General features: G+C 72.6%; 12 protein-coding genes and 1 rRNA gene. 10 read left to right on the forward strand and 3 right to left on the reverse strand.

Annotation, left to right across the window (positions count from 1 at the left end):
* The 5 genes from rrf to ACFV1L_RS35765 form a co-directional block, all read left to right on the forward strand.
* Nucleotides 1-88 (forward strand): 5S ribosomal RNA (gene rrf / locus ACFV1L_RS35745); the annotation flags it as partial.
* Nucleotides 89-250: 162 nt separating this feature from the next.
* Complete coding sequence (locus ACFV1L_RS35750; RefSeq protein ID WP_380374334.1) at nt 251-946, forward strand: SigE family RNA polymerase sigma factor; 696 nt, start codon at nt 251-253, stop codon at nt 944-946.
* Complete coding sequence (locus ACFV1L_RS35755; protein WP_380374336.1) at nt 939-2,081, forward strand: hypothetical protein; 1,143 nt, start codon at nt 939-941, stop codon at nt 2,079-2,081. Before ACFV1L_RS35750 ends, ACFV1L_RS35755 begins: the two co-directional genes overlap by 8 nt.
* A 382-nt stretch (nt 2,082-2,463) precedes the next feature.
* A complete protein-coding gene (locus ACFV1L_RS35760; protein ID WP_380374337.1) occupies nt 2,464-3,408 on the forward strand; it encodes an ABC transporter ATP-binding protein in 945 nt (314 codons plus the stop codon).
* Nucleotides 3,409-3,416: 8 nt separating this feature from the next.
* On the forward strand, nt 3,417-4,082 hold the full coding sequence (locus ACFV1L_RS35765; RefSeq protein ID WP_380374354.1) for an ABC transporter ATP-binding protein: 666 nt from the start codon (nt 3,417-3,419) through the stop codon (nt 4,080-4,082).
* A gap of 9 nt (nt 4,083-4,091) precedes the next feature.
* On the opposite strand, the gene ACFV1L_RS35770 is transcribed toward ACFV1L_RS35765, so the two are convergent.
* Nucleotides 4,092-4,919: a patatin-like phospholipase family protein gene (locus ACFV1L_RS35770; RefSeq protein WP_380374340.1), complete on the reverse strand. Its 828-nt coding sequence runs from the start codon at nt 4,917-4,919 to the stop codon at nt 4,092-4,094.
* A 128-nt stretch (nt 4,920-5,047) separates the two neighbouring features.
* Here ACFV1L_RS35770 and ACFV1L_RS35775 point away from each other — a divergent pair, with 128 nt between their 5' ends.
* The 4 genes from ACFV1L_RS35775 (at nt 5,048) to ACFV1L_RS35790 (ending at nt 9,486) form a co-directional block, all read left to right on the forward strand.
* Nucleotides 5,048-7,609, forward strand: a complete 2,562-nt coding sequence (locus ACFV1L_RS35775) for an ATP-binding protein (protein ID WP_380374343.1) — start codon at nt 5,048-5,050, stop codon at nt 7,607-7,609.
* A complete protein-coding gene (locus tag ACFV1L_RS35780) occupies nt 7,606-8,286 on the forward strand; it encodes a response regulator (protein ID WP_035862852.1) in 681 nt (226 codons plus the stop codon). Before ACFV1L_RS35775 ends, ACFV1L_RS35780 begins: the two co-directional genes overlap by 4 nt.
* A gap of 64 nt (nt 8,287-8,350) precedes the next feature.
* Complete coding sequence (locus ACFV1L_RS35785; RefSeq protein ID WP_073812423.1) at nt 8,351-8,761, forward strand: OB-fold nucleic acid binding domain-containing protein; 411 nt, start codon at nt 8,351-8,353, stop codon at nt 8,759-8,761.
* Nucleotides 8,758-9,486, forward strand: a complete 729-nt coding sequence (locus ACFV1L_RS35790; RefSeq protein WP_380374346.1) for a DUF3159 domain-containing protein — start codon at nt 8,758-8,760, stop codon at nt 9,484-9,486. The genes ACFV1L_RS35785 and ACFV1L_RS35790 overlap by 4 nt, the downstream gene beginning before the upstream one ends.
* 59 nt (nt 9,487-9,545) lie before the next feature.
* On the opposite strand, the gene ACFV1L_RS35795 is transcribed toward ACFV1L_RS35790, so the two are convergent.
* Both ACFV1L_RS35795 and ACFV1L_RS35800 read right to left on the reverse strand, forming a co-directional pair.
* Entirely contained in the window at nt 9,546-10,202 is a 657-nt protein-coding gene (locus tag ACFV1L_RS35795; RefSeq protein WP_035862848.1) for a TrkA family potassium uptake protein, read from the reverse strand.
* A complete protein-coding gene (locus tag ACFV1L_RS35800; RefSeq protein ID WP_380374349.1) occupies nt 10,202-10,870 on the reverse strand; it encodes a potassium channel family protein in 669 nt (222 codons plus the stop codon). Before ACFV1L_RS35800 ends, ACFV1L_RS35795 begins: the two co-directional genes overlap by 1 nt.
* A 245-nt stretch (nt 10,871-11,115) precedes the next feature.
* On the opposite strand from ACFV1L_RS35800, the gene ACFV1L_RS35805 reads away from it, so the two are divergent.
* Entirely contained in the window at nt 11,116-13,167 is a 2,052-nt protein-coding gene (locus ACFV1L_RS35805; protein WP_380374351.1) for an APC family permease, read from the forward strand.
* The last annotated feature ends 164 nt before the right edge of the window (nt 13,168-13,331 follow it).

Genomic DNA, 13,331 nt, shown 5'->3' on the forward strand with positions numbered 1-13,331 from the left:
CGGTTACATTCCGAACCCGGAAGCTAAGCCTCACAGCGCCGATGGTACTGCAGGGGGGACCCTGTGGGAGAGTAGGACGCCGCCGAACAATTATTCAGGGAAAGCCCCCCGCCTCACGGCGGGGGGCTTTCTCGCATTTCCGGAGTTTTTTCGGCCGGGTACGGTCGGCGCGCAGAATCCCCGAATGCCGTGCGGGAGGCGTCGCGGGACCTGTTGCCGGGTGGTTCGGTGCACGGCACACTGTGGCGTCATGGTCGTGGAGCAGGGCGAGGGGGCCGGCGGAAGAGCCGGCCGGGGCGGCGACGACTTTCGGGTGTTCTACGAGGCCGCGTACGGTCAGCTCGTCGCGCACCTGTACGCGCTGACGGGTGATCTGGGTGAGGCGCAGGACGCCGCCCAGGAGGCGTTCGTCCGGGCGTGGAACCACTGGGGGCGGCTGGTGTCGCACGAGAACCCGGTGGCGTGGGTGCGGCTGACGGGGCAGCGGATCGCGATCAGTCGGTGGCGGCGGGCGCGGACGGCTTTGCAGAGTTGGATCCGGCACGGGGACGCGAATCTGCCGGTTCCGGGGCCGGGGCCGGAGACGGTGGCGTTGGTGGAGGCGCTGCGGCAGTTGCCGGAGGCACAGCGGTCGGCGTTGGTGTGGCATCACATGGGGGGTCGTTCGGTGGCGGAGATCGCCGCGGACGAGGGGGTGCCGGTGGGGACGGTGAAGGCGCGGCTGCACCGGGGGCGGCAGGCGTTGGCGGTGTTGTTGGGGGAAGAGCCGGCGGCGGTCGGGGAGGAGCCGATGGTCGCGCCGCTGCGGTCGGGTCCGGCGACTGCCGCGGGTGAACGGACCGGTGGTGGGCAGGAGTTGACGGGTAGCGGTGACGGGGAGCACGGGGCCGTGGAGCTGACGGGGAATCGGGTGAGGGTGGCGGAGGACTGCGGTTCGCATGTCTAGGCCCGAGTCGGAGCCGGTGACGGCGGAGCTTCCGAGTGCGGAGGACCGTCCGGCGATCGGTGCTGCCCGGCTGGAGGCGATGTTCGACGGGCTGCGGCGCGAGGTGGTGCTGGCGGTGCCGGTGCCGGCGAGCGCGGAGGTGGCGCGTCGGGGGGCGGCGCGCCGTCGGCGTCGGACGGGCGTGGTGGTGGGGGCGGCGGCACTGGGTGTCGCGGTCCTGTGGTCGGTGGTGACGGTGCTGCCCGGCCCGACGGGGCACGGGGTGGCGGGGTATCCGGTGCCGCCGACGGCTGCGGCGGGCAAGCCGACGGTGGACGTGCCGTTGCCGGTGCCGCTGCCGGAACCGCAGGTGCCGTCGGTGGTGGGCGCGCCGGGGTGGGCTCCGTTGGCGTCGGCCGATCCGGCGGTGCGGGCACTGGTGTTGGACGTGTCGCGGCTGCCGAGCGTGCTGGGCGGGTACGGCCCGTGGAAGGCGGTCTCGTCGGCGGACCGGCCCGCGGATCAGGAGACGGGTCAGCCGTCGGCGCCTTCGTCACCCGGCCCGTCGGCGAGCGGTTCCCCGAGTACGGCAGGTTCCCCGGGTGCGACCGGCTCCCCGGGTGTGCCCGGCACCGTCGGCCGGTCCCCGAGCCCCAACTCGGCCGTCGGCAGCGGCCCGTCGCCCTCGGGAGAACCGGGCGGGTCGGGCGGGTCGGCGAGTCCGGCCGCCGACGCGTTCGCGGACGGGTGCGTGTCGCGCCTGGTCCAGACGTCGGGTGCGTTGCAGATCTGGGGCGAGCGGTACGTGGACGCCTGGCATGCGGAGGCGTCGGCGCAGCAGTTCGTGCTGCGGTTCGGTTCGCCGCTGGCGGCGGAGAACCAGGCGACCCGGCTGCTGGCGGGCGCGGACTGCGTGAGTTCGGGGGCGGGCTGGAAGGTGGAGCAGCAGGTCGGCGCGGTGGTGGCGTTGGCGGTTCGGCAGCCGGTGGCGTACGCGGAGGAGGTGGCGGTGCACATCACCGGGACGACGTTGGCGGTGATGGCGGTCCGTCGCGGCGGTCCGGGGGTGGTGCCGGCGGTGGGGCTGTCGGAGTCGTTCCAGACAGCGGCTCAGCAGTTCCTGCGCCTGCCCGCCTCGACACAGACGGTGGGCTGAGCGGGAACGGTCGGCTGAGCGGCCACGGCGTGCCGGGCGTCACCGGCGAGCTGAGCAGCAGGACAGGCGGGTCGGGCAGGGCGCCGGGCAACTCCCGGCGTCCGGCCGCGCGTTGGTCCGCGGCAGTCACAGTGTCGTGTCCGCCCGGGCCGGGCCGGGGCCTCCGGGAAGTTTCGAAATTGGTCCGGGAACCCGTGCAACCGGACTTCGCCGGGCCGCGTTGGTGTGGTGAGGCCGCCGCCGATCGGGGTGGTGGCCCGCCGGGGGGACGCCGGGTCGGGTGGTCGGGGCAGAACAGGGGACTGCCCCGGCCGCCCGGCCGGGTGTCGGCCGGATCGCAGGCCGCGGTGAGCCCCGGGCTCGGCGGTCGGAGGGGAGTGCCGTGGGGGCTGAGACCGTGGGCGTGCCGGTCGTGCCGGGGTTGGAGGAGTTGCGCAGGCGCGCGGCCGCCGCGGGACCGCCGCCGGACGAGGGCATGGTGGTGTGCGAGAACCTGGTGCGGATCCACCGGTCCGAGGGCGTCGAGGTGCAGGCCCTGCAGGGGCTCGATCTGACGGTCGAGGACGGCGAGTTGATCGCGGTGGTGGGCGCCTCGGGTTCGGGGAAGTCGACGCTGCTGGGGATCCTGGCGGGGCTGGACGTGCCGACGGCGGGCCGTGCCCGGGTGGCGGGTCACGATCTGCTGGCGATGGACAAGCGGGAGCGGTTGGCGTTCCGGCGCCGGACGGTCGGGTTCGTCTGGCAGCAGACGGCGCGGAACCTGCTGCCGTACCTGACGGCGTTGGAGAACGTGATGCTGCCGATGGGGTACGCGGGGGTGGCGCGGCAGGAGCGGCGGCGGCAGGCGTCGGACCTGCTGGGCCTGTTGGGGATCGAGCACCTGGCGGGGCGTCGTCCGGCGGAGATGTCGGGCGGTGAGCAGCAGCGGGTGGCGATCGCGGTGGCGAACGCGAACTCGCCGGCGCTGCTGCTGGCGGACGAGCCGACGGGTGAGCTGGACAGTGCGACCAGCGAGGAGATCTTCGCGGCACTGCGGTCGGTGAACGAGGAGTTGGGGGTGACGGTGCTGATCGTCACCCACGACCTGATGGTGGCTCAGGAGGTGCGTCGTACCGTGCGGATCCGCAACGGGCGGACGTCCACGGAGGTGTTGCGTCCGGACCGGGGGGAGCCGGGGGTGGAGTACGCGGTGCTGGACCGGGTGGGCCGGTTGCAGTTGCCGCAGGACTTCACGGAGGCGTTGGGGCTGAGCCGTCGGGTGCGGCTGGCGTTGGAGGAGGACCACATCGGGGTGTGGCGCGCGGAGGGTGCGGAGGTGCGCGGGTGAGCGGCGCGATGGTAGTGGTGGAGGACGTGCACCGGACGTTCGGTGCGGGGGACCGGGCGGTGCACGCGGTGCGGGGGGTGTCGTTCACCGCGAAGGCGGGGGAGTTGACGGCGCTGCGGGGCCGGTCGGGGTCGGGGAAGACGACGCTGCTGAACCTGGTGGGCGGGCTGGACACCCCGTCGGCGGGGCGGATCAGCATTGCCGGGATGGACCTGTCGGGTCTGGACGAGGCGGGTCGGCTGGCGTTGCGGCGGGACCGGATCGGGTTCGTGTTCCAGTCGTTCGGGTTGATCTCGGTGCTGACGGCGGCGGAGAACGTCGGGGTGCCGATGCGGTTGCGCCGGGTCGCGGTGAAGGAGCGCGAGGAGCGGGTGCGCTCGCTGCTGGCACTGGTGGGTCTGGCGGACCATGCGGCGCAGCGGCCGACGGAGCTGTCGGGAGGCCAGCAGCAGCGGGTGGCGGTGGCGCGGGCGTTGGCGAACGAGCCGGCGTTGCTGATCGCGGACGAGCCGACGGGGCAGCTGGACTCGGACACCGGCATGGCGATCATGGAGCTGTTGCGGGCGGTGGTGCGCAGCGAGGGTGTGACGGCGCTGGTGGCCACGCACGACCCGCAGCTCATGGACCTGGCGGACAGTGTGCTGGAGCTGCGGGACGGCAGGATCGTCGAGTAGCCGGTGGTGTCAGGCCCAGAAGTCGCGGACCTGGTCGGCGATCCTCAGGGCCTGGGCGTGGCCGGCCCGGGCGGAGGGGGCGCGGACGGCGGTGTCGAGGGGGTTGACGCCGAAGGCGGCGAGCGAGTCCTCGTCGGGGGTGACGGCGAGGACCGTTCCGGTGGCCCGGAGGGTGTCGAGCTCGGCGGCGAGGTAGGGGTCGGTGAGCGGGGCGATGACCAGGACGGTCTGCTGACCGGTCATCAGGTCGGCGTTGTTGCAGCTGCGCATGCCGCCGTCCATGTACCGGTGGCCGTCGATCTCGACGGTGGGCCAGATGCCGGGGACGGCGCAGCTGGCGGCGACGGCGTCGACCAGGGGGACACCGCTGTGGCGGTCGAAGGTGCGGGGTTCGCCGGTGTCGGCGTCGACGGCGGTGAGGGTGAGGGGCCGGGCGGGCCAGTCGTGGGCGGGGAGGCGTCCGGCGATGACGGCGTGCCGTTCGGCGGCGGGGACGGTGTCGGCGTCGAGGGCGAGCCGGCCGATCCGGCGGCGCAGTTCGGCGGGGTCGGTGATCTCGGCGGTGAGGGTGTTGATGGTGTCGAGGAGCGTCCCGAGGGCTTCGGTGGGCGGGACGATCTCGTGGTTCTGGAGGGCGGGGTCGGTCTGTCGGCGGTGGAGTTCGGCGAGCGGGAGGCCGGAGGCGAGCTGGCCGGCGACGGTGGCGCCGGCGGAGGTGCCGAGGATGTGGTCGGCGGTGGCGGGGAGGTCGAGGCCGGTTTCGGCGAGGCCGTGGAGCAGGCCGGTCTCCCAGGAGATGCCGGCGAGTCCGCCGCCGCCGAGTACGAGTCCGCGCATGGTGGTTCCCCCTTGGGTCGATCGTTCCGGTCGGCATTCTGGAGCAACGGACGTCAAGAAGTTGACAATTCTCCACCGAAGGCAGCCTGATCAGCGGATATTACGATCGCAGGCCGTAATCTCAAGGCATGGTGCACACGGGCCGCGGCCGGCTGCGGATCTACCTCGGGGCGGCCCCGGGCGTCGGCAAGACGTACGCCATGCTCGCCGAGGCGCACCGGCGCCTCGACCGCGGCGCGGACGTGGTGGTCGGCTTCGTGGAGACGCACGGACGCGCCCGCACCGCCGAACTGCTCGACGGCCTGGAGATCGTCCCGCGCCGCACCATGGTTCACCGCGGCGCCGAGTTCACCGAACTCGACCTGGACGCGGTGCTGGACCGCGACCCGGCGATCGTGCTGGTCGACGAGCTCGCCCACACCAATGTCCCCGGCTCGCGGCACGCCAAGCGCTGGCAGGACGTCGAGGAACTGCTGGCGGCCGGAATCGACGTGATCTCGACCGTCAACATCCAGCACCTGGAGTCGCTCGGCGACGTGGTCGAGGGCATCACCGGCGTCCGGCAGCGGGAGACCGTCCCGGACGACGTGGTGCGGCGCGCGGAGCAGATCGAGCTGGTCGACATGTCGCCGCAGGCGCTGCGCCGCCGCCTGGCGCACGGCAACGTGTACGCGCCGGAGAAGGTCGACGCGGCGCTCGCCCACTACTTCCGGCCCGGAAACCTGACGGCGCTGCGCGAACTCGCGCTGCTGTGGACGGCCGACCGGGTCGACGAGTACCTGCAGCGCTACCGGGCCGAGCAGGGCATCCAGGGCACCTGGCAGGCCCGCGAACGGATCGTGGTCGGCCTGACCGGCGGCCCGGAGGGCGCCACGCTGATCCGCCGGGCCGCCCGGATCGCCGCCCGGGCCAGTGCCGGCGAACTGCTCGCCGTCCACATCTCGCGCTCCGACGGGCTGTCCGGCTCCTCGCCGCAGGCCCTGATCGAGCAGCGTGCGCTGGTGGAGAGCCTCGGCGGCAGCTTCCACTCGGTGCTCGGCGACGACCCGGCGGCCGGGCTGCTGGACTTCGCGCGCGGCGTCAACGCCACCCAGATCGTGATCGGCACCAGCCGCCGCAAGGTCTGGCAGTACGTGTACGGTCCGGGCGTCGGCCTGACGGTGGCCCGCGACTCCGGGGACATCGACGTCCACATGGTCAACCACGAGCACGCGGCGCTCGGCCGGGGGCGGATCCCGATCCGCAAGGTCACCGACCTGGGCCGGACCCGGACGGTGGCGGGCTGGCTGATCGGCGTGGCCGGGCCGCCGCTGCTGGCGCTGGTGCTCAGCCGGTTCCACGACCAGGGGCTGTCCACCGACATGCTGCTGTTCCTGTCGCTGACGGTGTGCGCGGCACTGGTCGGCGGCCTGTTCCCGGCGATAGCGTCCGCGCTGGTCTCCTCCTCGGCGCTCAACTACTACTTCGCGCCCCCCATCCACACCTTCACCATCGCCGAGCCGCAGAACATCATGGCGGTGGCGATCTTCGCCGCGGTCGGCATCGCGGTCGCCACCGTCGTCGACCTGGCGGCCCGGCGCAGCCACCAGGCGGCTCGCGCGCAGGCCGAGGCGCAGACGCTCTCCGCGCTGGCCGGCACCGTGCTGCGCGGCGCCCCCACCGGCGAGGGCGTGCTGACGGCGCTGCTGGAGCAGGTCCGGGAGACCTTCCAGCAGGAGGCCGTCGCCCTGGTCGAACGCACCGACCCGCACGGCCCCTGGCACGCCGCCGCCGCGGTCGGCCCGCGCCCGCCGGCCGGTCCCGAGCAGGCCGACGTGGACGTGCCGGTCGGCGAACGCCTCGCCCTGGTGCTGCGCGGCCGGGTGCTGCCCGCGGCGGACCGGCGGATGCTCGGCGCGTTCGCCAACCAGGCCGCCGTCCTGCTGGAGCGCCGCCGGCTGGCCGGGGAGGCCGCCGCCGCCCGCCGCGAGGCCGAGGGCAACCGGATCCGCACCGCGCTGCTCGCCGCCGTCTCGCACGACCTGCGCACCCCGCTGGCCGGGATCAAGGCCGCCGTCACCTCGCTGCGCGCCGAGGACGTCGAGTGGGACCCGGAGGACGAGGCCGAACTGCTGGCCGGCATCGAGTCCGGCGCCGACCGCCTCGACCACCTGATCAACAACCTGCTGGACATGAGCCGCCTGCAGACCGGCACCGTCACCCCGCTGCTGCAACCCACCGACCTGGACGAGGTGGTGCCGTTCGCGCTCGGCGGCGTGCCGCCCGGCAGCGTGCGGCTGGACGTGGCGGAGTCGCTGCCGATGGTGCGCGCCGACGCGGGGCTGCTGGAACGGGTGCTGGCCAACCTGGTGGAGAACGCCGTCAAGTACGGGCCGCCGGGCAGCCCGGTCCTGGTGAAGGCCGACCTGCTGCGGCGGTCCCGCCGGGTCGAGCTGCGGGTCGTCGACCGCGGGCCGGGCGTCCCCGAGGAGGCCCGGGAGCGGATCTTCGCCCCGTTCCAGCGCTACGGCGACGCCCCGCGCGGCACCGGCGTGGGCCTCGGCCTCGCGGTGGCGCGCGGCTTCGCCGAGGCGATGGGCGGCACCGTCACCGCCGAGGACACCCCAGGCGGCGGGCTGACCATGGTGGTCTCCCTGCCCGCCGTCGACCTGCACGACCACGCTGACAACGGAAAGGCCGGTCCCGCATGACCCGGGTCCTCGTGGTGGACGACGAACCGCAGATCGTCCGCGCCCTGGTGATCAACCTCAAGGCCCGCAAGTACGAGGTGGACTCCGCGCACGACGGCGCGAGCGCCCTGGAACTCGCCGCCGCCCGCCACCCCGACGTGGTGGTGCTCGACCTCGGCCTGCCCGACATGGACGGCGTCGAGGTGATCCGCGGCCTGCGCGGCTGGACCCGGGTGCCGATCATCGTGCTGTCCGCCCGGCACGCCTCCGACGAGAAGGTCGAGGCACTGGACGCCGGCGCCGACGACTACGTCACCAAGCCGTTCGGCATGGACGAGCTGCTGGCCCGGATGCGGGCCGCGGTGCGCCGCGCCGAGCCGGTCAGCGCCGAGGGCGAGCCGGTGGTCGCCACCGAGTCGTTCACCGTCGACCTGGCCGCCAAGAAGGTCAACCGTCAGGGCGCCGACGTCCGGCTCACCCCCACCGAGTGGCACCTGCTGGAGGTGCTGGTGCGCAACTCCGGGCGGCTGGTCAGCCAGACCCAGCTGCTCCAGGAGGTGTGGGGCCCGGCCTACCGCAAGGAGACCAACTACCTGCGGGTCTACCTGGCGCAGCTGCGCCGCAAGCTGGAGGCCGACCCCTCGCACCCCCGGCACTTCATCACCGAACCCGGCATGGGCTACCGCTTCGAGCCGTGAGCGACCGCCGGGGCCCGGCTCGGTGCTCTGCCGCCGGGCGGTGGCGAACCGGTACCCTTCCGGCATGAGTGGTGACAACATCGGCGACCAGCCGCAGGGCCGTTTCCGCCGCATGCTGAGCCGGCTGACCTCCTCCTCGGAGGAGCTGGCCGCCCAGGAGCTGCGGCAGGACACCGCCGAGGCGGGCTGCACCCCGATCGCCGCCTGCGGCGACCGGGAGATCGTCACCGTGGCCGGCACGCTGCGGACCGTCACGCTCCGCCCCCGCGCGGGCGTGCCCGCGCTGGAGGCCGAGCTGTTCGACGGGACGGAGGCGCTGGACGTGGTGTGGCTGGGCCGTCGCTCGATCGTGGGAATCGAGCCGGGCCGCCGCCTGATCGCCAGCGGCCGGATCGGCCACGCACGCGGGCGCCGCGTGCTCTTCAACCCCCGCTACGAGCTGCGTCCGGTGGGACACGGGAGCGAGTCCGCGTGAGCAACGAGGCCGAGGCGATCCGGGTGACCGAACCGCAGCACGACCAGCAGGGCAGCGGGTACGAGCGGGACGCCTCCAAGGAGGCGGCCGAGACGGTGCTGAAGGCGTTCGGCGGCGTCCGCGGCATGGTCGACATGACGCTGCCCGGCCTGGTGTTCATCGTCGCCTTCAACATCACCCACAAGGTGCCGGTCGCCGCCTGGTCGGCGCTCGCCCTGTGCGCGGTGTTCGTGGTGGTCCGGCTGGCCCGCCGGGAGACCATCCAGCACGCCTTCTCCGGCGTGTTCGGCGTGGCGATCGGCGCCTGGATCTCGATGAAGACCGGCAAGGCGGAGGACTTCTACCTGCCGGGCCTGCTCTGGAACGTCGGCTACTGCGTGGCGCTGGCGATCTCCGCGCTGGTGCGCTGGCCGATGATCGGCCTGATGCTCGGCCCGATCACCGGCGAGATGTTCACCTGGCGCAAGGAGAACCCGGGCCGGCTGGCCGCCTACACCCGGGCGACCTGGGCCTGGGTGCTGATCATGGGCCTGAAGCCGATGATCCTGTTCCCGCTGTACTTCACCCACAACGTCAACCTGCTGGGCTGGCTGAAGGTCGCGCTCGGCATCCCGCCGCTGCTGCTGGCGATGTACGTGACCTGGCAGATCCTGCTGAAGGCGCCGCCGCCGATCAAGGCGGTCCTCGACGACGAGGACGAGAAGCCGGACGACGCCGGGAAGTGACCCCGGACACCGCGAAGGGCCCGCGCACCGCGCGGGCCCTTCGTCGTACGGCGGGCGGATCAGCCGGCGAGCAGCGTCTCCAGCTCCTCCTCGCGCTCCTGGGCGGCGACGAACAGCAGCTCGTCACCGGCTTCCAGGGTGTCGCTGCCACCGGGGACCAGCACCCGGCCGGCCCGGATGATGGTGACCAGCGCGGTGTCCACCGGCCAGGCGACGTCCGCGACCCGGGTGCCGACCAGGCCGGTGTCGGCGGCCAGGGTGAGCTCGACCAGGTTGGCGTTGCCCTGCGAGAAGCGCATCAGCCGGACCAGGTCGCCGACGCTGACGGCCTCCTCGACCAGCGCCGACATCAGGCGCGGGGTGGAGACGGCGACGTCCACGCCCCAGGACTCGTTGTACAGCCACTCGTTCTTCGGGTTGTTCACCCGGGCGACCACCCGGGGCACCCCGTACTCGGTCTTGGCGAGCAGCGACACGACCAGGTTGACCTTGTCGTCGCCGGTGGCGGCGATCACCACGTGGCAGCGCTGCAGGGCGGCCTCGTCGAGCGAGGTGATCTCGCAGGCGTCGGCCAGCAGCCACTCCGCCAGCGGGACCCGCTCCACCGAGATGGAGTTCGGGTTCTTGTCGATCAGCAGGACCTCGTGGCCGTTCTCCAGCAGCTCTCCGGCGATGGAACGGCCGACGGCACCGGCTCCGGCGATTGCGACGCGCATCAGTGACCAGCCTCCTCGGGGCCCTTGGCGAAGGCCGCCTCGACCGCGGGCAGTTCGTTGCGGCGCAGCATCACGTGCACCAGGTCGCCCTCCTGCACCACCATCTGCGGGGTGGGCAGCACGCCCTCGCCGACCCGGGTGACGAACGCCACCCGGACCCCGGCGGAGGCCTCCAGGTCGGACAGCCGGTGGCCGATCCACGCCGGGGCGAACGCCACCTCGGCGAGCTGCACGGCGCCCGACGGGTCCTGCCAGACCGGCTCGGCGCCGCTCGGCAGCAGCCGGCGCAGCATCTGGTCGGCGGTCCAGCGGACGGTGGCGACGGTCGGGATGCCCAGGCGCTGGTAGACCTCGGCGCGGCGCGGGTCGTAGATGCGGGCCGCGACGTGCTCGACGCCGAAGTTCTCGCGGGCGACCCGGGCGGCGATGATGTTGGAGTTGTCACCGCTGGAGACGGCGGCGAAGGCGCCCGCCTCCTCGATGCCGGCTTCCCTCAGGGTGTCCTGGTCGAAGCCGACGCCGGTGACCCGGCGGCCGTTGAAGCCCGCGCCGAGCCGGCGGAAGGCGGTCGGGTCCTGGTCGACGACCGCGACCGAGTGGCCTTGTTTCTCGAGCGTTCTGGCGAGGGCGGAGCCCACGCGCCCGCAGCCCATGATGACGATGTGCACGCGACTACCTCACCCGATCCGTTGGGGTCATGACCTGCGTAAACACCGCTCATCGTCCTTCCGTGCCCCCGATTTCGGGGGCGAGTGGTCGACCGCGCCTGTGATCCGACGCGAGGGGCAACGAGGTGTTGCCCGCTAACTCTTATTCCGACACGCTAGCCGGTCCGCCGAACGCAGTCTCGACCAAGGTGGCCCCGGAAGGCATCGGGTGCCACCCGGAGCCCTTACGATTCCTTGCTGTGCCTATGCCTGCTGACCTTCCGAAACGCATCCTGATCGGGCGTGCGCTGCGCAGCGACAAGCTGGGGGAGACGCTGCTCCCCAAGCGCATCGCGCTGCCGGTGTTCGCCTCGGACGCGCTCTCCTCCGTGGCGTACGCGCCCGAGGAGATCCTGCTCACGCTGTCGCTGGCCGGCGCGGGAGCGATCCACTTCTCCTGGCAGATCGGCGTCGTGGTCGCCATCGTGATGCTCGCGGTGGTCGCCTCGTACCGGCAGAACGTGTACGCGTACCCCAGCGGCGGCGGCGACTACGAGGTCGCCACCGTCAACCACGGGCCGAACTCCGGCCTGGTGGTGGCGAGTGCGCTGATGGTCGACTACATCCTCACCGTGGCGGTGTCCACCACCTCGGGCGTGGCCAACGTGGTGTCGGCGGTGCCGGCGCTGCGCGGGCACGAGATGGCGCTGTCGGTGTTCGTGGTCATCCTGCTGATGGGCATGAACCTGCGCGGCGTGCGCGAGTCCGGCAGCGCGTTCGCGGTGCCGACGTACGCGTTCATGGTCGGCGTGCTCGGCATGGTGGTCTACGGCCTGGTGCGGCACTTCGGGTTCGGCGCGTCGCTGCCCGCGGAGAGCGCCGCGTACCACCTGGAGGCGACGCCCGGGAACGGCGCACTGGGCGGGTTCGCCCTGGTGTTCCTGCTGCTCAAGGCGTTCTCCTCGGGCTGTGCCGCGCTCACCGGTGTGGAGGCGATCTCCAACGGCGTGCCGGCCTTCCGCAAGCCGAAGAGCAAGAACGCGGCGACCACCCTGCTGATGATGGCGAGCATCGCCGTCACGATGTTCATGGGCATCATCTACCTGGCGCACCTGACCGGGACGCAGATGGCCGAGAACCCGGCCGAGCAGCTGGTCGGCGCGCCGTCCGACTACCACCAGAAGACCGTCCTCGCGCAGATCTCCGAGGCGGTGTTCTCCAACTTCACCCCGGGCTTCTACTTCGTCGCGGGCACCACCGGCCTGATCCTGGTGCTGGCCGCGAACACCGCCTTCAACGGTTTCCCGGTGCTCGGCTCGATCCTCGCCCAGGACCGCTACCTGCCGCGCCAGCTGCACACCCGCGGCGACCGGCTGGCGTTCTCCAACGGCATCGTGCTGCTGGCCGGCGCGGCGGTGCTGTTCATCGTGGCGTTCGGCGCCGACCCGAACCGGCTGATCCAGCTGTACATCGTCGGCGTGTTCGTGGCGTTCAACATGAGCCAGTCCGGCATGATCCGGCACTGGACCCGGCTGCTGAAGACCGAGACCGACCCGAAGAAGCGCGCCCACATGCAGCGCAGCCGGGCGATCAACACCTTCGGCCTGGTGATGACCATGGCCGTGCTGATCGTGGTGCTCGCCACCAAGATCGGCCACGCCTGGATCGCGATCGCGCTGATGGTGGTGCTGTTCGTGATGATGAAGGCGATCCGCCGCCACTACGACAGCGTCAACGCCGAACTGAAGGCCGCCGAGGAGCCCGACGACGTCGCCCCGCCGACCCGGGTGCACGCCGTCGTCCTGGTCTCCAAGCTGCACAAGCCCGCCCTGCGCGCCCTCGCGTACGCCCAGCTGTCCCGGGCGCACGTCCTGGAGGCCGTCACCGTCAACGTGGACCCGGCCGACACCGCGGCGCTGCGCAAGGAGTGGGACGAACGCGGCATCGACGTGCCGCTGAAGGTCCTCGACTCGCCGTACCGGGAGATCACCGGCCCGGTCCTCGAGTACGTGAAGAACCTGCGCCGCGACCGGCCGCGCGACGTCGTCGCGGTCTACATCCCCGAGTACGTGGTCGGCCACTGGTACGAGCACCTGCTGCACAACCAGAGCGCGCTGCGCCTCAAGGGACGTCTGCTGTTCAAGCCCGGCGTGATGGTGACGTCCGTACCCTGGCAGTTGGAGTCCTCGGAACGGCGCAAGGCGCCGAAGGCGTGGTCCGCGCCCGGCGCGGTGCGCCGCGGCGAGCCCCGCCCGCAGGCCGGGCAGGCCACCGGGGAGTCCGGGGGCGGCAAGGACGACGCCGCGCCGCGCGACTGAGCGGCGCAGCCCGTCCGGCCTCCCGATGGCCTTCAATGGGCCCGTGGGGGGGGCCGGCCCGGCCGCCCCCCCCCCCCCCCGGGGTCCCCCCCCCCCCCAGAGGCCGACGAGTGCCCGGGAAGAAACCCCCGGGACGTTTAAAAAAAAAACAACCCCCCCAACCA

The sequence above is a fragment of the Kitasatospora sp. NPDC059646 genome, from assembly GCF_042734615.1.
In the GTDB taxonomy this organism is placed as follows: Bacteria; Actinomycetota; Actinomycetes; order Streptomycetales; family Streptomycetaceae; genus Kitasatospora.